At 58.4% G+C, this 15,255-nt stretch carries 16 protein-coding genes; 12 read left to right on the top strand and 4 right to left on the bottom strand.

What is annotated here, in order from left to right:
• Positions 1-396 precede the first annotated feature (396 nt).
• The 4 genes from zwf to mdtI all read left to right on the top strand — a co-directional run bounded on the left by zwf (position 397) and on the right by mdtI (position 3,905).
• A complete protein-coding gene (gene zwf / locus V8N38_RS14070; protein ID WP_019452799.1) occupies positions 397-1,872 on the top strand; it encodes a glucose-6-phosphate dehydrogenase in 1,476 nt (491 codons plus the stop codon).
• Positions 1,873-2,026: 154 nt separating this feature from the next.
• Positions 2,027-2,668: a bifunctional 4-hydroxy-2-oxoglutarate aldolase/2-dehydro-3-deoxy-phosphogluconate aldolase gene (locus tag V8N38_RS14065; protein WP_060439782.1), complete on the top strand. Its 642-nt coding sequence runs from the start codon at positions 2,027-2,029 to the stop codon at positions 2,666-2,668.
• Positions 2,669-3,220: 552 nt separating this feature from the next.
• Positions 3,221-3,589, top strand: coding sequence for a multidrug/spermidine efflux SMR transporter subunit MdtJ (gene mdtJ, locus V8N38_RS14060; RefSeq protein WP_004932327.1), 369 nt, complete (start codon positions 3,221-3,223; stop codon positions 3,587-3,589).
• Positions 3,576-3,905 (top strand): multidrug/spermidine efflux SMR transporter subunit MdtI, encoded by a 330-nt coding sequence (mdtI, locus tag V8N38_RS14055; protein ID WP_016927446.1) that lies wholly within the window; start codon positions 3,576-3,578, stop codon positions 3,903-3,905. Before mdtJ ends, mdtI begins: the two co-directional genes overlap by 14 nt.
• A 62-nt stretch (positions 3,906-3,967) precedes the next feature.
• Here the strand turns inward: mdtI and V8N38_RS14050 are convergent, their stop codons facing one another.
• Positions 3,968-4,312 (bottom strand): RidA family protein, encoded by a 345-nt coding sequence (locus V8N38_RS14050; protein ID WP_015378124.1) that lies wholly within the window; start codon positions 4,310-4,312, stop codon positions 3,968-3,970.
• Between the two features lie 133 nt (positions 4,313-4,445).
• Here V8N38_RS14050 and V8N38_RS14045 point away from each other — a divergent pair, with 133 nt between their 5' ends.
• From V8N38_RS14045 to rnd, 5 genes are all read left to right on the top strand, one after another.
• Positions 4,446-6,362 (top strand): ATP-dependent DNA helicase, encoded by a 1,917-nt coding sequence (locus V8N38_RS14045; RefSeq protein ID WP_147839865.1) that lies wholly within the window; start codon positions 4,446-4,448, stop codon positions 6,360-6,362.
• A 79-nt stretch (positions 6,363-6,441) separates the two neighbouring features.
• Positions 6,442-7,143, top strand: a complete 702-nt coding sequence (tsaB, locus tag V8N38_RS14040; protein ID WP_060423904.1) for a tRNA (adenosine(37)-N6)-threonylcarbamoyltransferase complex dimerization subunit type 1 TsaB — start codon at positions 6,442-6,444, stop codon at positions 7,141-7,143.
• 100 nt (positions 7,144-7,243) lie between these two features.
• Positions 7,244-7,834 carry a Slp family lipoprotein gene (locus V8N38_RS14035; RefSeq protein WP_049271641.1) on the top strand — a complete coding sequence of 197 codons (591 nt, stop codon included), beginning with the start codon at positions 7,244-7,246 and terminating at the stop codon, positions 7,832-7,834.
• A gap of 209 nt (positions 7,835-8,043) precedes the next feature.
• Entirely contained in the window at positions 8,044-9,732 is a 1,689-nt protein-coding gene (gene fadD, locus V8N38_RS14030; protein ID WP_147839866.1) for a long-chain-fatty-acid--CoA ligase FadD, read from the top strand.
• Positions 9,733-9,813: 81 nt separating this feature from the next.
• Entirely contained in the window at positions 9,814-10,935 is a 1,122-nt protein-coding gene (gene rnd / locus V8N38_RS14025) for a ribonuclease D (RefSeq protein WP_038877158.1), read from the top strand.
• Positions 10,936-11,172: 237 nt separating this feature from the next.
• On the opposite strand, the gene minE is transcribed toward rnd, so the two are convergent.
• The 3 genes from minE to minC are packed head-to-tail and all read right to left on the bottom strand — an operon-like array spanning position 11,173 to position 12,979.
• On the bottom strand, positions 11,173-11,442 hold the full coding sequence (gene minE / locus V8N38_RS14020) for a cell division topological specificity factor MinE (protein WP_004932303.1): 270 nt from the start codon (positions 11,440-11,442) through the stop codon (positions 11,173-11,175).
• Between the two features lie 3 nt (positions 11,443-11,445).
• The gene (gene minD / locus V8N38_RS14015) at positions 11,446-12,258 is read right to left on the bottom strand and encodes a septum site-determining protein MinD (protein WP_016927452.1); all 813 of its coding nucleotides are present in this window, start codon (positions 12,256-12,258) and stop codon (positions 11,446-11,448) included.
• Between the two features lie 25 nt (positions 12,259-12,283).
• On the bottom strand, positions 12,284-12,979 hold the full coding sequence (gene minC / locus V8N38_RS14010; protein WP_060423893.1) for a septum site-determining protein MinC: 696 nt from the start codon (positions 12,977-12,979) through the stop codon (positions 12,284-12,286).
• A gap of 136 nt (positions 12,980-13,115) precedes the next feature.
• On the opposite strand from minC, the gene V8N38_RS14005 reads away from it, so the two are divergent.
• From V8N38_RS14005 to V8N38_RS13995, 3 genes are read left to right on the top strand one after another with little or no spacing between them, the layout of a single operon-like run.
• Positions 13,116-13,388, top strand: a complete 273-nt coding sequence (locus tag V8N38_RS14005) for a YcgL domain-containing protein (RefSeq protein ID WP_004932294.1) — start codon at positions 13,116-13,118, stop codon at positions 13,386-13,388.
• A gap of 28 nt (positions 13,389-13,416) precedes the next feature.
• Positions 13,417-14,439, top strand: a complete 1,023-nt coding sequence (locus V8N38_RS14000) for a lytic transglycosylase domain-containing protein (protein WP_060439784.1) — start codon at positions 13,417-13,419, stop codon at positions 14,437-14,439.
• Positions 14,440-14,497: 58 nt separating this feature from the next.
• Positions 14,498-15,154, top strand: coding sequence for a fumarylacetoacetate hydrolase family protein (locus V8N38_RS13995; RefSeq protein ID WP_004932286.1), 657 nt, complete (start codon positions 14,498-14,500; stop codon positions 15,152-15,154).
• Positions 15,155-15,255: the final 101 nt, after the last annotated feature.

The following is a 15,255-nucleotide window of genomic DNA, read 5'->3' as shown; positions in this document are numbered from 1 at the left end:
GAATTTCGCCCGTGTTCGCCGCGCACGCAGACGCCAAACGAGCGGCTGTAACCTGGAATCGATAGGGTATGTCGATTTCAAACAAAGGAGAAATCAATGCCGGTTTAGTGAAAATATACTACGTGCTGGTAACCGTTGGCAGTCTCGACAGGGCGTATGCAGGCTTTTTTCACCAGAATATGACCTGTGTCTAACTTTCATAATGGTAACAGAGCGTCAAAAAAGACGAAAAATTACAGTTTTGCCCGCCTGTGCGGGCTCTGGCGCGCATTGGCGCTACCACTGGAATCTTGAGGTCTTTTTTCCTGCTTCTGCGCCGGGTTTGCTGGCCGTAGTCAAACAGAGTACATTAGTAATGTAAGAAAATTACAAATATCCTGCAACGAGGAGATGAACATGGCGGTAACCTCTACAGCCCAGGCGTGTGACCTGGTTATTTTCGGCGCGAAAGGTGATTTGGCGCGCCGTAAGCTGCTGCCTTCCCTGTACCAGTTAGAGAAAGCCGGACACATCCACCCGGATACGCGGATCATCGGCGTCGGCCGCGCGGAGTGGGATAAAAAAGCGTATACCGAAGTGGTCAAGGAAGCGCTTGGCACCTTCATGAAAGAAAAACTGGATGACGAACTCTGGGCCACGCTGAGCGCACGCCTGGACTTCTGCAATCTGGACGTCAACGACAGCAAGAACTTTACCAAACTGGGTAAAATGCTGGATCAGAAACACCGCACCACCATCAACTACTTCGCCATGCCGCCAAGCACCTTCGGCGCCATCTGCAAAGGGTTGGGCGAAGCCAAGCTGAATCATGAGCCGGCGCGCGTGGTAATGGAAAAGCCGTTGGGCACCGATCTGGCGTCCTCCCGCGTGATCAACGATCAGGTGGCGGAGTACTTCAACGAATCCCAGGTTTACCGTATCGACCACTATCTCGGCAAAGAGACGGTGCTGAACCTGTTGGCGCTGCGTTTCGCCAACTCGCTGTTCGCCTCCAACTGGGATAACCGCACCATCGATTCGGTGCAGATCACTGTGGCGGAAGAGGTGGGCATCGAAGGGCGTTGGGGTTACTTCGACCAGGCCGGCCAGATGCGCGACATGATCCAGAACCACCTGCTGCAGATCCTGACCATGATCGCCATGTCGCCGCCGGCGGATCTGACCACCGACCGTATCCGCGACGAAAAGGTGAAGGTACTGCGCTCGCTGCGCCGTATCGATCAGACCAATGTACGGGAAACCACCGTGCGCGGTCAGTACACCGCCGGTTTCGTCCAGGGCAAGAAAGTGCCGGGTTATCTGGAAGAGGAAGGGGCGAACAAGAGCAGCAGCACCGAAACCTTCGTCTCCATCCGCGTGGATATCGACAACTGGCAGTGGGCCGGGGTGCCGTTCTACCTGCGTACCGGTAAACGTCTGCCGACCAAATGCTCGGAAGTGGTGGTGTACTTCAAAAACCCGCCGCTTAACCTGTTCAGCGATTCTTACCAGCAACTGCCGCAGAACAAGCTGACCATCCGCCTGCAGCCGGACGAAGGCATCGAAATTCAGGTGCTGAACAAGGTGCCGGGGCTGGATCACAAGCACCGTCTGCAGACCACCAAGCTGGACCTGAGCTTCTCGGAAACCTTCAACCAGGAGCACGTGGCGGACGCCTACGAGCGCCTGCTGCTGGAGACCATGCGCGGCATTCAGGCGCTGTTCGTGCGCCGCGATGAAGTGGAAGAAGCCTGGAAGTGGGTCGACTCCATCATGGACGCATGGAAAGCCGACAACGAGGCGCCTAAGCCTTATCAGGCGGGCACCTGGGGGCCGGTGGCCTCGGTGGCGATGATCACCCGCGACGGCCGTTCCTGGAACGAGTTCGAGTAATGCGCAATGCCGGCAGCCTGTCTGCCGGCTTTTTTTTGCCTGCGATCTGCGCGTGGGCCACATCACTTACGGTACGGCCGGACGTCCGCGCATTTGCGCGGAGCCCTGTGGCAGGGGCGTGCCATTGTTAACCGCGAGTAATGGAGAAATAACGATGAAAAACTGGAAAACCAGCGCCGAGCAGATCCTGACGGCGGGACCGGTGGTGCCTGTTATCGTGATCAACAAGCTGGAGCAGGCGGTGCCGCTGGCGAAAGCGCTGGTTGCCGGCGGCGTGCGGGTGCTGGAGGTGACGCTGCGCACCGCCTGCGGGCTGGAGGCTATCCGCGCTATTGCCAACGAGGTGCCGGAGGCCATCATCGGCGCCGGTACGGTGATCAATCCGCAGCAGCTGCGGGAGGTGACCGAGGCGGGGGCGCAGTTCGCCATCAGCCCGGGGCTGACCGAAGCCTTGCTGCAGGCGGCGACGGCGGGGCCTATCCCGCTGATCCCGGGCATCAGCACCGTTTCCGAGCTGATGCAGGGTATGGATCACGGCCTGCGCGAATTCAAATTCTTCCCGGCGGAAGCCAACGGCGGCGTGAAGGCGCTGCAGGCGATCGGCGGCCCGTTCCCGCAGGTGCGTTTTTGCCCGACCGGTGGCATTACGCCAAACAACTACCGCGATTATTTGGCGTTGAAGAGCGTGCTTTGCATCGGCGGTTCCTGGCTGGTGCCGGCGGATGCGCTCGAAAACGGCGACTATGCGCGCATCACTGAACTGGCGCGCAGCGCCGTCAGCGGGGCTGCGTTGTAACCCGCACCGTGCCTGGGATTGGCGCTTATTTGCGCACTCGCGCATATCGCAAGGCTCAACCCTTTGTTGAGCCTTTTTTAATTTATATCATGATTAACTTTCTTATTTTTAACCCGTTTTTTTCTGCTTTTTTATGAAAACGGCAGTTTGCTTTCTCATTTTGGCTGTGGTAAAAATATCTCAGTCGAAAATTTTACTTTTATGAGGATATTGGGCAAATCGCACGGTGTGCGGCTGATAATAGAGAACTATTATGATGACTATTAACGGAACTACCCTCAGAACCTCTACTTGCCAACTCTTCCTGTCTGCGATCCTTGCCAGTGAGCATCACTGGTGCAGCGAGCTATAGCGTCTTTCTCCCTTAACCGGTGCAGGTGGCGGGCTTAGGCCTTCACGCTACCGTTCAGCCGGGCAAACATTCTTTTTGCGTTTGGGTCAGTTTATCCCCAGGGATCTCTGCGTCTTGCGCGCCGCAATACGGCCGTTCGACGAGATAAATCGGGATAAATATGCCTTGGCGCGCGTTATTCGCCGTTTGGGAGAAAAATTATGATTTATTGGATCTTTTTAGGTTTGGCCATCATGACCGAAATCATCGGCACCTTGTCGATGAAATACGCCAGCGTCAATGGCGGCATGATCGGGCACATCGTGATGTACGTGATGATCACCGCGTCTTATGTGTTGCTGTCGGTGGCGGTAAAACGCGTGGCGCTGGGCGTGGCTTATGCGCTGTGGGAAGGCATCGGCATTTTGTTCATTACCCTGTTCAGCGTGCTGTGGTTCGACGAGCCGATCTCGGCGCTGAAGGTGCTGGGCCTGGCGACGCTGATCGCCGGCATCATGCTGGTGAAATCCGGCACCCGCAAAGAGCGAAAACAGGTCAGCCCGCGAGGTGACAACCATGCAACAGTTTGAGTTGTACCACATTGGGTTCCTGGGACTGGCGATCGTGCTGGAAATCATCGCCAACATCTTCCTGAAGATGTCGGACGGCTTCCGTAAAATTTGGCTGGGGCTGCTGTCGCTGCTGTCGGTACTCGGCGCGTTCAGCGCCCTGGCGCAGGCGGTGAAGGGCATCGATCTGTCGATCGCTTATGCGCTGTGGGGCGGTTTCGGTATCGCCGCCACCATCGCCGCAGGCTGGATCATGTTCGGCCAGCGGCTGAACGCCAAAGGCTGGATTGGCCTGGCGCTGCTGCTGACGGGGATGGTGATCCTCAAACTGTCCTGATAGCCGGCAATAAAAAACCGCAGGCGTTGCCGTCTGCGGTTTTTTTTCGTCTGCGCTCAGGCTTACAGCGCGGCGATGATTTTGATTTCCACCTTGTACTTCGGATTCATCAGCTGCGCCTGCACCGTGCAGCGCACCGGCGCGCTGCCGGCGACCACCCAGGCGTCCCAGGCGGCGTTCATCGCGGCGAAGTCGGCGGTGTTGGCCAGGAAGATGGTGGCATCCAGAATACGGCTTTTATCCGAACCGACGCGCGCCAGCAGCACGTCGATGGCGGCGAGGGCGTTGGCGGTCTGCGCGGTCGCGTCGTCGTCCAGGTTTTCCGGCACGCTGGTGTAGTAAACGGTCTCGTTGTGCACTACGGCCTCGGACCAGCGCTGATCGGGATCAATTCTTTCGATATTCATTTGCTTATCTCCATATCATAGTCGTGCTAAGGGTAGCACAGCCGGTCATGAAAATGCGCGGCGATAAAGTGGGTGGTAGCCGGGCGGCAGGCTTGGCATAATCACCGCTGAATGACACCGGCAGAGAGACAGCGTGACAGACGATTTTGCAACAGACGGCGCCTTGGCGCAGGCTATCAAGGGATTCAAACCGCGTGAGCCGCAGCGGCAGATGGCGCAAGCCGTTACCGAGGCGATCAATTTCAAGCAGGAGCTGGTGGTCGAAGCCGGCACCGGTACCGGCAAGACCTTCGCTTATTTGGCGCCGGCGCTGCGCGCCGATCGTAAAGTGATCATCTCGACCGGTTCGAAAGCGTTGCAGGATCAGCTGTATGCGCGCGATCTGCCTACCGTCGCCAAGGCGTTGAAGTACAAAGGCAAGCTGGCGCTGCTGAAGGGGCGCTCCAACTACCTGTGTCTGGAACGGCTGGAGCAGCAGTCGATGGCCGGCGGCGAACTGGTGGGGCAGACGCTGATCGATCTGGTGCAGCTGCGCAAGTGGTCGTCGCAGACCAAAGAGGGCGACATCAGCACCTGCAGCGAAGTGGCGGAAGACAGCTTCGTCTGGCCATTGGTGACCAGCACCAATGACAACTGCCTGGGCAGCGACTGCCCGCTGTATCAGGATTGCTTCGTGGTCAAGGCGCGTCGCCGCGCGATGGATGCGGATGTGGTGGTGGTGAACCATCACCTGTTCCTGGCGGATATGGTGGTGAAAGAGGGCGGTTTCGCCGAGCTGATCCCGGAAGCCGAGGTGATGATTTTCGACGAGGCGCACCAAATCCCCGACATCGCCAGCCAGTATTTCGGCCAGCAGCTCACCAGCCGCCAACTGTTGGATCTGGCGAAGGACATCACCATCGCCTACCGCACCGAGGTACGCGACGCCGCTCAACTGCAAAAAAGCGCCGACCGTCTCAGCCTGAGCACGCAAGATTTTCGCCTGAATCTGGGCGAGCCGGGTTTTCGCGGCAATCTGCGCGACGTGCTCGGCGAACCCAACGTGCAGCGCGCTCTGTTGCTGCTCGATGATGCGCTGGAGCTGTGTTATGACGTGATGAAGCTGTCGCTGGGGCGTTCGGCGCTGCTGGACGCCGCCTTTGAACGCGCCACGCTGTACCGCGTGCGGCTCAAGCGGCTGAAGGCGGTGACGGAGCCGGGCTACAGCTATTGGTATGAATGCAACTCGCGCCACTTCGTGCTGGCGCTGACGCCGCTGACGGTGGCCGATCGGTTCCGCGAAATGCTGGACGACAAGCCGGGAAGCTGGATCTTTACCTCGGCCACGCTGTCGGTCAATGACCAGCTGGGTCATTTCACCGAACGGCTTGGGCTGACCAAGGCCAAAACGCTGCTGTTGCCGAGCCCGTTCGACTATGCCAAACAGGCGTTGCTGTGCGTGCCGCGCTTTTTGCCTTCGCCGAATCAGCCCGGCGGGGCCCGCCAGCTGGCGCGCATGCTGCGGCCATTAATCGAAGCCAACAACGGCCGCTGCTTCTTCTTATGCACCTCGCACCAGATGATGCGCGAGTTGGCGGAAGAGTTCCGCGCCACCATGACGCTGCCGGTGCTGTTGCAAGGGGAAACCAGCAAAGGGCAGCTGCTGGCGCAGTTCGTCGCCGCCGGTAACGCGCTGCTGGTGGCGACCAGCAGCTTCTGGGAGGGGGTGGACGTGCGCGGCGATGCGCTGTCCTGCGTCATCATCGATAAACTGCCGTTTACTTCACCGGACGATCCGCTGCTGAAGGCGCGCATTGAAGATTGCCGCCTGCGCGGCGGTGACCCGTTCAATGACGTGCAGTTGCCGGATGCGGTCATCACCTTGAAACAGGGCGTCGGCCGCTTGATCCGCGACACCGACGACCGCGGCGTGCTGGTGATTTGCGATAACCGTCTGGTAATGCGGCCTTATGGCGAGGTGTTTCTCAACAGCCTGCCGCCCACGCCGCGCACCCGCGATCTGAAGCAGGCCATCGCCTTCCTGCAGGCCGCCGATGCGTCGGCCACGTGAAAGATGAAGGGCTTACGGGGCTGTGCTACAATGCGCGCCCTGTATGAAAAACCCAGTTTTATTCCCGCCAGAGGTTGGCATGTCCACGCGAATTTTAGCGATCGATACCGCGACGGAAGCCTGTTCCGTCGCCGTCTGGAATCAAGGCGAAATCCACGCCCTGTTTGAGCTGTGCCCACGCGAGCATACGCAACGAATTTTACCTATGGTACAGCAGGTGCTGGCGGAATCCGGTCTGGCGCTCAACCAGCTCGATGCGCTGGCCTTCGGTCGCGGCCCCGGCAGCTTTACCGGGGTGCGCATCGGCATCGGCATCGCTCAGGGCCTGGCGCTGGGTGCCGATCTGCCGATGATTGGCGTTTCTACGCTGCAAACCATGGCGCAGGGCGCCTGGCGCGTCAGCGGCGCGGAGCGCGTGCTGGCGGCGATCGATGCGCGTATGGGGGAAGTCTACTGGGGGCAGTTCGAACGCCAGGTGGACGGCAGCTGGTTGGAAAGCGAAGGCGAGGCCGTGCTGTCGCCGGCGCAGGCGCTGGAGCGTGCGCAGCGCCTGCAGGGCGAATGGGCCCACGTCGGCACCGGCTGGCAAACCTATCCCGACCTGGTCAACGGTTCAACCCTGAGCGTACGCGACGGCCAAATGCTGTTGCCGCAGGCGCAAGACATGCTGCCGCTGGCGCTATACGCCTGGGAACAGGGGTTGGCGGTGGCGGTGGAAAACGCCGAGCCCACCTATCTGCGCAATGAAGTGACCTGGAAGAAACTGCCGGGCCGCGAGTAATCGCGGCGTATTGTGCTGTTGTTGATGCCGGGCGACGAAAGCCTGCAACTTGAACGATGAAACGCGGTCAAAGTTACAGGCATTTCAGGAGATTGCGACCATGTTAATCCGCACTGCAAGTAAAAAGCTGTCGCTGCTGGCCGTCGCCTGCGGCGCGCTGGTTCTTACCGGGTGCGTCACCGTACCGGATGCGATCAAAGGCTCCAGCCCCTCGCCGGTGACTCAGCTTTCCTCGGTACAAAATGCACCGAACCTGTTTACCGGCGCGGAAGCCCGCTTCGGCGGCACCGTGGTCAACGTCGCCAACGAGCAAGGGCGCACGGTGCTGGAGATTGCGGCGGTGCCGCTCGACAGCGGTGCGCGGCCGATACTGGGCGAACCGTCGCGCGGCCGCTTGCTGGCCACGGTAAACGGCTTCCTCGAACCGGTTGATTTCAAAGGCCAGTTGGTGACCGTCGTCGGCCCTATTACCGGGCTGAAAGAGGGGCGGATCGGCATGACGCCGTATCGCTTCGTGACGATGAACGTGACCGGTTTCAAACGCTGGCATCTGGTGCAGCAGGTGGTGATGCCGCCGGCGCCGATGGGCCCCTGGGGCTGGCGTGGTGGCCCGTGGGGACCCGGTTGGGGGGCAGGCTATGGCTGGTATAACCCTGGCCCGGCACAGGTGCAAACCATCGTAACCGAGTAGCATACGCTTGATGTGAACAAATTTGACAGGGCGGCTCAGGCCGCCTTTTTGTTTTTTGGGATAAGGAATATCCGACAATTAGTGACGTACATCGCAACCTGAATAATGTTTAAAACCCGAACTGGTCTGCTGAGTTAAAATATTGTTATGGTTAGGCTGCGAGTTTGAGGGCTGCGATGATAATTAGTAATGATTTCAGGAGTAATACCTTGGATAAGGTCTGGTTAAAACGGTATCCGGCAGATGTGCCCGCAGAGATTGATGCCGATCGCTATTCGTCGTTGATCGAAATGTTTGAGCATGCCGTGCAGCGCTATGCCGATCAGCCCGCCTTTATCAACATGGGCGAGGTGATGACCTTCCGCAAACTGGAAGAACGCAGCCGGGCTTTCGCGGCTTACCTGCAAAATGAACTGGGCCTGAAGAAGGGCGACCGCGTCGCGCTGATGATGCCAAACCTGTTGCAATACCCCATCGCGCTGTTCGGCATTCTGCGCGCCGGCATGGTGGTGGTCAACGTCAACCCGCTGTATACCCCGCGCGAGCTGGAGCACCAGTTGAACGACAGCGGTGCCAGCGCCATCGTCATCGTCTCCAACTTTGCCCATACGCTGGAAAAAGTGGTGTTCAACACCCAGGTCAAACACGTGATCCTGACGCGCATGGGCGATCAGCTTTCGGCCGCCAAAGGCACGCTGGTCAACTTCGTGGTCAAGTACGTTAAGCGCCTGGTACCGAAATACAACCTGCCGGACGCCATTTCATTCCGCAGCGCGCTGCAGCGCGGCCGGCGTCTGCAATATGTGAAACCGGACATCATTAATGCCGATCTGGCCTTCCTGCAATACACCGGCGGCACCACCGGGGTGGCAAAGGGCGCGATGCTGACGCACCGCAACATGCAGGCCAACCTCGAGCAGGCCAAAGCCGCCTATTCGCCGCTGTTCCGTGAAGGGCAGGAACTGGTGGTGACGGCGTTGCCGCTCTACCATATTTTCGCGCTGACGGTGAACTGCCTGCTGTTTATCGACCTGGGCGGGCGCAATTTGCTGATCACCAACCCGCGCGATATTCCGGGGCTGGTGAAAGAACTCGGCAAATATCCGTTCACCGCCATGAGCGGGGTCAATACCTTGTTCAACGCGTTGCTGAACAACGAAGATTTCCACAAGCTCGATTTCTCTACGCTGCGTTTCTCGGTCGGCGGCGGCATGTCGGTGCAAAAAGCGGTGGCCGAGAAGTGGGAGAAAACCACCGGCAAACACCTGCTGGAAGGCTATGGCCTGACGGAGTGCGCGCCGCTGGTGGCCGGTAACCCTTACGAGCTGAAACACTACAGCGGCAGTATCGGTTTGCCGGTGCCGTCGACGGACATTCGGCTGGTGGACGACAACGGTCACGATGTGCCGCCGGGCGAACCCGGCGAACTGTGGGTCAAAGGGCCGCAAGTTATGTTAGGCTATTGGCAGCGCCCGGAAGCCACCGACGAAGTGCTGAAAGACGGCTGGCTGGCGACCGGTGATGTGGTGACCGTAGACGAGCAGGGGTTTGTGCGCATCGTCGATCGTAAGAAAGACATGATCCTGGTCTCCGGTTTCAACGTTTACCCGAACGAAATCGAGGACGTGGTCAGCCAGCATCCGAAGGTGCTGGAATGTGCGGCGATTGGCGTGCCCAGCGAAGTCTCCGGCGAAACGGTGAAGATCTGCGTGGTGAAGAAAGACGCTTCGCTGACCAAGGAAGAGCTGTTGACCCATTGCCGTCGCCACCTGACCGGGTATAAAGTGCCTAAAATTGTTGAGTTCCGCGATGAACTGCCGAAGTCGAACGTCGGCAAGATTTTGCGGCGAGAACTGCGCGATGAGCAAAAAACACCGAAGCCGGCCGATGCCGCCTAGGTGTCGCTCTCGCGTCTGACTATCAACAACGCCGGTGAATGCCGGCGTTGTTGTGTTTGAATCCTACAAGAGAATGATGTTTTGAATTATCAGTTGATCACTACCGATGCCGGATTGCAGCAGGTCTGCGAGCAGGCGAGAAAGCATGCCCAGATTGCGCTGGACACCGAGTTTGTCAGAACGCGCACCTACTATCCGCAGCTGGGCCTGATCCAGCTCTACGACGGTGAACAACTCTCCCTCATCGATCCTCTGCCGATCAAGCAATGGCAGCCGTTTGTCGACCTGCTGGCCGACACCGCCGTGGTGAAGTTCCTGCATGCCGGCAGTGAAGATCTCGAAGTGTTTCTCAACGCCTTTAAAACGCTGCCGACGCCGATGGTCGATACCCAGATCCTGGCGGCCTTTACCGGCCGGCCGCTCTCCTGTGGCTTCGCGACGCTGGTGGCGGAGTACATGAAGGTTGAGCTGGACAAGAGCGAGTCGCGCACCGACTGGCTGGCGCGTCCGCTGACTGAAAGGCAGTGCGTGTACGCGGCTGCCGACGTGTTCTATCTGCTGCCGATGGCCAAACAGCTGGTGCAGGAGACGGAAGAGGCCGGTTGGACCGCGGCGGCCAATAACGAGTGTCTGCTGCTGTGCCAGCGCCGTAGCGAGACGCTGGCGCCGGCATTGGCCTACCGCGAAATCAGCAACGCCTGGCAGCTGCGCCCGCGTCAGCTCGGTTGTCTGCAGAAGCTGGCGGAATGGCGGCTGCGCCAGGCACGCGAGCGCGATCTGGCGGTGAACTTCGTGGTGCGTGAGGAAAACTTGTGGCAGGTGGCGCGCTATATGCCGTCTTCGCTGGGAGAACTGGATTCGCTGGGCCTGAGCGGGCCGGAGATCCGTTATCACGGTAAAACGCTGCTGGCGCTGGTGGCGGAAGCCGAAGCGCTGGAAGAATCCGAGTTGCCGGCGCCGTTGGCTAACCTTATCGATCAGCCGGGCTACAAGAAGGTGTTCAAAGACATCAAGGCGGCGATCGCTGCCGTCAGCGAGCAAAGCGGGTTGAGCAGCGAACTGCTGGCATCCCGTCGCCAAATTAACCAATTGCTGAACTGGCATTGGAAACTGAAGGACGGCGAAAGTCGCCCTGAATTAATCAGCGGCTGGCGCGGCGATCTATTAATGGCACCGCTGCAGGACATCCTGAAAGATTATTAATCGCTGATTATCACCAGGGCAGGGTAGGGAAACTCTGCTCGGGTGAATATAGGCAGGAAATAATGCGTTGAAGGTAAATCTGGCCAGAATTTACTTTAAACGAGGCGGCGGCAAAGTTAATTGGGAATTGTCCCAAAGGGAAAAATCACTTTTTTGCTGGCGATAAAGCTTAATAACTGGATGCACATACAGTTACCCCCTGCATAAAATATACAGGGGGTAATTAATGCGTCGCAATCATTTAGCTGCTTCTTCCGATTCCGGTAATGTCACGTTAAGTTCAAGTACCGAAATGTCGTCCCCTTTCTGCTCGAATTGCACGTGCAGCATTTCAGGATCGATCTGAATGTATTTGCAAATAACCGCCAGAATATCGCGTTTCAGATCAGGCAGATACGGGGGCTCACTGTCCCCGCGACGACGCTCTGCGACGATAATCTGCAGCCGTTCCTTGGCTATATTGGCTGTCTGTTTTTTGCGGGACAGAAAGAAGTCTAATAAGGCCATGGTTTATCCCCCAAAAAGGCGTTTCAGGAAACCCTTCTTCTCTTCTTCAATGAAGCGGAATGGGCGTTCTTCCCCCAACAAGCGGCAAACGGTATCGTCGTACGCCTTACCGGCGTCTGACTCGGCATCCAGAATGACAGGCTCACCCTGGTTGGAAGCGCGCAGCACGGACTGGTCTTCCGGAATCACACCCACCAGTGGAATGCGCAGGATTTCCAGCACGTCTTCCATGCTCAGCATGTCGCCACGGCTGACGCGGCCCGGGTTGTAACGGGTCAGCAGCAGGTGTTCCTTGATTGGCGATTCGCCTTTCTCGGCGCGGCGTGACTTGGAAGAGAGGATGCCCAGGATACGGTCGGAGTCGCGTACCGAAGACACTTCCGGGTTGGTGGTGATGATAGCTTCGTCGGCGAAGTACAGCGCCATCAGCGCACCGGTTTCGATACCGGCCGGTGAATCGCACACCACGAAGTCAAAATCCATCTCGCCGAGATCGTTGAGAATTTTTTCAACGCCTTCGCGGGTCAACGCGTCTTTGTCGCGCGTCTGCGAAGCAGGCAGGATATAGAGGTTTTCAGTGCGTTTGTCTTTGATCAACGCCTGATTCAGCGTGGCATCGCCCTGAATCACGTTCACGAAATCATACACTACCCGACGTTCGCAGCCCATGATCAGGTCAAGATTACGCAGGCCGATATCGAAATCGATCACGACGGTTTTCTTGCCTTTCTGGGCCAGGCCGGTAGCGATGGCCGCGCTCGAAGTGGTCTTGCCAACGCCCCCTTTACCCGATGTAACAACAATAATGCGTGCCATGAAATGGATTCCTTGTCAAAAGGGCTTAGTTTAAAGGTTGTATGGTTAAAGCGTTATCCAACAGGCTGAGTCGTACGGCCTGCCCGACGTAATCGGACGGGATTTGGTCGCTCAACCAGTACTGCCCTGCGATAGAGACTAGCTCAGCCGCCAGGTGGGTGCAAAAAATCTGACATTGCGTGTCGCCTGACGCGCCTGCCAGTGCGCGACCGCGCATCATGCCGTAGACATGAATGTTGCCGTCGGCAATCAATTCGGCGCCGGCGCTGACGCTGTTGGTCACGATAAGATCGCAGTTGCGGGCGTAAATCTGTTGGCCGGAACGGACAGGCGTGCTGATGATACGCGTTTTAGCGGGGGCGTTATCCGCCGCCACGGGCGCAGGCGCAGGCTCCGGCGCCGCCATCTTCTGGCCTTTGCCTTCGCTCAGCAGCGGCAGCCCGGCACGGGCTATCGCGCGCTTTTGACGCTCATCTCTGCAACCGCTGATACCCACAACGCGCAGACCTGCTGCCGCGACAGCCTGTTGAAGTTCTTTCCAGTTCGCATCGCCATCCAGCGTTGCGACGTTGATAACAACAGGGGCGTTTTTCAGAAAAGCGGGCGCTTGCTCAACTTTTTCCTGTAACGCCTGACGTATTACCTCAGGCTGCGAATTATGCAAATGAACAACCGATAGGGTAAAACTGCTGCCTTTTAGCTCAATTGGCGATTGTGACATCTATCCTGACTCAGTCTCAGCAACTTTAAATCCCCGGAATACCACTCGGGGTGCGATATTCCGATGTACTATAAGCATGTTATAGTCAGAGTTATATCCAGGCAAGACGCTCCCTCAATTAAATAGAGTTAAAAAAATGCTTTGTGTGATCTATAGAAGCCCGAAACGCGATCAAACTTATCTTTATGTCGAAAAAAAAGACGATTTCTCTCGTGTGCCGGAAGAGCTGATGAAAAGTTTCGGCGTGCCGCAATTCGCCATGATGCTTTCGCTCGATGAGCGCAAGAAATTGGCCTCGGCGGATATCGAAAAGGTGAAGCAGGCGTTGAAAGACGAAGGCTATTACCTGCAGTTCCCGCCGCCGGTAGAAAACCTGCTCAATCAGCATCTGGCGGGCGACAAGGCCTGAGACGGCGGCCACGGCCAGGGGAGGCGCGATGACACGTTCGGCGAGAAGAACCGTATTGGCCGCCTGGCTGGCGCTGGGCGGTGTGCTGATACCGGGCGCACCGCAGGCGGCACAGGAGGCGACGCTGGCGGCGAGCGGCCGGGATCCGGCGCAGTTTCCGGCGTATGTCGAGCAACTCAAGCGCCAGGCGCGGGAGCAGGGCATCAGCCAGAGCACCCTTGACCGTGCTTTTGCGCAAATACATTTCGTCGATCGGGTGATCAAGGCCGATCGCAATCAGCCGGAGCAGAAGATTACCCTGGATGACTACCTGCGGCGTGTAATGTCGCCCGCCAAGGTGCGCCAGGGGCGCGAACTGTACCGGCAGCGCCAGGCGCAATGGACGCGCGCCAGCGAGCGCTATCGGGTGCCGGGGCGCTATATCATCGCGCTGTGGGGCATGGAAAGCGCCTACGGTAAGATTCAGGGGCGGGAAGACGTGGTGTCCGCGCTGGCGACGCTGGCGTTTGAAGGGCGCCGCGAGGCCTTTTTCAGCCAGGAGCTGATGGCGGCGTTGCAGATAGTCGAGCAGGGGCACGTCGGCGATACGCCCCTGAAAGGCTCCTGGGCCGGCGCAATGGGGCAATGCCAGTTTATGCCGAGCTCTTTCTTGCGCTACGCGGCGGACGGCGACGGTGACGGGCGCATCGATATCTGGAACAACATTGATGATGTCTTCGCGTCTACGGCCAGTTATTTGTCCAAAGAAGGCTGGCAGGCCGGCATCGGCTGGGGGCGCGAGGTCAAATTGCCCGCCGGTTTCAATCGGGCCGAGCTGGGGTTGAAAGACGCGCAGGCGCGCAGCGTCAACGCCTGGCAACAACGCGGGGTGCGTCGTGCGGATGGCAGTGCCTTGCCGCACGCTGTTCAGCGCGGTTGGATCATCGCGCCGGATGATCTGCAGGGGCGGACGTTCCTGGTCTATGATAATTTTCGCACCCTCATGCACTGGAATCGCTCTTACTATTTCGCCCTCGCCGTGGGTATGATGGCGGACGCGATCGGGCATTGATCCGGCACACCAATAATCGGCTTGGCGCGCCAAGCCTCTACAGTTTGGGAGAAGCGGTATGTATCAACATAGAGACTGGCAGGGTTCGCTGCTCGATTTCCCGGTGAACAAGGTGGTCTGCGTCGGCAGTAACTACGCCGATCACATCAAGGAAATGGGCAGCGCGGTTTCCGTCGAGCCGGTGGTGTTCATCAAACCGGAAACGGCGCTGTGCGACATTCGCCAGCCGGTGGCCATCCCCAAAGAGTTCGGTGCGGTGCATCATGAGGTGGAGCTGGCGGTACTGATCGGCACGCCGTTGAAACAGGCCAACGAAGACCGCGTTGCGCGGGCGATCGCCGGCTACGGTGTGGCGCTCGATCTGACGCTGCGCGATCTGCAGGCGGGCTTTAAAAAAGCCGGTCAGCCTTGGGAAAAGGCCAAGGCCTTCGACGGTTCCTGCCCGATGTCGGGGTTTATCCCGGTGGCGGAATTCGGCGATCCGCAAAATGCCGAGCTGTCGCTGACCGTTAACGATCAACTGCGCCAGCAGGGTAATACGCGTGACATGATCACGCCGATCCTGCCGCTTATCAGCTACATGAGCCGTTTCTTCACGCTGCGCGCCGGCGACATCATCCTGACCGGCACGCCGCAGGGCGTGGGTCCGATGGCCTCCGGCGACATGCTGAAAATCAGCCTGAACGGCAAAACGCTCAGCACCCGCGTGATCTGATCTCTCTTGCCGCCGGCGCCGTCGGCGGCAAAGCTTGCATCTTGTGGCTAAAATGTCTATATAGTCCCCCCTCGAACCTGTGCGCAGGTGACTTATCCATT

The organism is Serratia nevei, assembly GCF_037948395.1.
Classification (GTDB): Bacteria; Pseudomonadota; Gammaproteobacteria; order Enterobacterales; family Enterobacteriaceae; genus Serratia; species Serratia nevei.
Note: the sequence above shows the minus strand (reverse complement) of the source record. Positions and strands in the feature narration are given on the sequence as shown.

Excerpts from the sequence above, each read along its gene's own strand:
- V8N38_RS14005 (WP_004932294.1), top strand. The coding sequence starts at position 13,116 with ATGCTTTGTGTGATCTATAGAAGCCCGAAACGCGATCAAACTTATCTT.
- zwf (WP_019452799.1), top strand. The coding sequence starts at position 397 with ATGGCGGTAACCTCTACAGCCCAGGCGTGTGACCTGGTTATTTTCGGC.
- tsaB (WP_060423904.1), top strand. The coding sequence starts at position 6,442 with ATGTCCACGCGAATTTTAGCGATCGATACCGCGACGGAAGCCTGTTCC.
- minC (WP_060423893.1), bottom strand. The coding sequence starts at position 12,979 with ATGTCACAATCGCCAATTGAGCTAAAAGGCAGCAGTTTTACCCTATCG.
- V8N38_RS14000 (WP_060439784.1), top strand. The coding sequence starts at position 13,417 with ATGACACGTTCGGCGAGAAGAACCGTATTGGCCGCCTGGCTGGCGCTG.
- V8N38_RS14065 (WP_060439782.1), top strand. The coding sequence starts at position 2,027 with ATGAAAAACTGGAAAACCAGCGCCGAGCAGATCCTGACGGCGGGACCG.
- minD (WP_016927452.1), bottom strand. The coding sequence starts at position 12,258 with ATGGCACGCATTATTGTTGTTACATCGGGTAAAGGGGGCGTTGGCAAG.
- minE (WP_004932303.1), bottom strand. The coding sequence starts at position 11,442 with ATGGCCTTATTAGACTTCTTTCTGTCCCGCAAAAAACAGACAGCCAAT.
- V8N38_RS14035 (WP_049271641.1), top strand. The coding sequence starts at position 7,244 with ATGTTAATCCGCACTGCAAGTAAAAAGCTGTCGCTGCTGGCCGTCGCC.
- mdtJ (WP_004932327.1), top strand. The coding sequence starts at position 3,221 with ATGATTTATTGGATCTTTTTAGGTTTGGCCATCATGACCGAAATCATC.
- V8N38_RS13995 (WP_004932286.1), top strand. The coding sequence starts at position 14,498 with ATGTATCAACATAGAGACTGGCAGGGTTCGCTGCTCGATTTCCCGGTG.
- mdtI (WP_016927446.1), top strand. The coding sequence starts at position 3,576 with ATGCAACAGTTTGAGTTGTACCACATTGGGTTCCTGGGACTGGCGATC.
- V8N38_RS14050 (WP_015378124.1), bottom strand. The coding sequence starts at position 4,312 with ATGAATATCGAAAGAATTGATCCCGATCAGCGCTGGTCCGAGGCCGTA.